The sequence below is a fragment of the Erwinia sp. ErVv1 genome (assembly GCF_900068895.1).
In the GTDB taxonomy this organism is placed as follows: Bacteria; Pseudomonadota; Gammaproteobacteria; order Enterobacterales; family Enterobacteriaceae; genus Erwinia.
Map to the genome: position 1 here is coordinate 221,368 of NZ_CDPK01000006.1, position 1,026 is coordinate 222,393.

Sequence of the window (1,026 nt, forward strand, 5' to 3'; positions counted from 1 at the left end):
GATAAACGCGTTCTGGGTCGGCTTACCCGGCTTAATAAATTCCAGCATCACACCATGATCTTCAGCCCATTGCGCCAGAGCCAGTGATACCAGTTCCGGCCCATTATCCATCCTCATCTTCAGCGGATATCCACGGGTTGCTGCTATCCTGTCCAGCACCCGAACGACCCTCTGGGCCGGGATATTCAAGTCAATTTCGATAGCCAGAGCTTCACGGTTAAAATCATCCACGACGTTGAAAGTCCGAAAACGTCGGCCGCATGTCAGCGCGTCGTGCATAAAATCNTTTCGATAGCCAGAGCTTCACGGTTAAAATCATCCACGACGTTGAAAGTCCGAAAACGTCGGCCGCATGTCAGCGCGTCGTGCATAAAATCAATCGACCAGCATTGGTTAAGTGCTTCCGGCGTTGCCAGCGGAGCCGGATTACGCACCGGCAGGCGTTGTTTACCCCTACGACGAAAATTAAGTTTTAGCAGACAATATATCCGGTGTACGCGCTTGTGGTTCCAGACATGCCCCTTCCTGCGAAGCACCTGAAAAAGCTTCTTAAATCCGTAGCGCGGATAACGTTCGGCCACCTCAGTCAGGCTCTGGATCACCGGCTCATCACGTCGGGTATCCGGTTGATAACGAAACACCGTCCTGCTCAGCGATAATATCCTGCATGCCTGGCGTATGCTCATCGTATACTGCGTCGTCAGATAGCTGGCGGGCTCACGCTTTATCGCTGGTTTTAAAGCTTTTTTTCGATGACGTCTTTCAGCGCCCGGCATTCAAGACTCAGATCGGCAAACATCTGTTTGAGACGACGATTTTCATCTTCCAGATCTTTGATCTTTTTAATATCAGATGCTTCCATCCCCCCGTACTTCGCTTTCCAGTTGTAACAGGAGGCTTCGGAAATCCCGGCCTCACGACAGACCTCTTTCACGGTACGTCCAGCTTCGACAGACTTCAGGACAGCAATAATCTGGTGTTCGGTGAATCGTGCTTTACGCATAGCGATCTCCTTCATTAGCAGAG

Annotated in this window: 1 pseudogene; it reads right to left on the minus strand. The window is 50.9% G+C overall.

Annotated elements, in window-relative coordinates:
• A pseudogene (locus tag A1830_RS22645) lies at nucleotides 1-1,003 on the minus strand (IS3 family transposase); the annotation flags it as partial.
• Nucleotides 1,004-1,026: the final 23 nt, after the last annotated feature.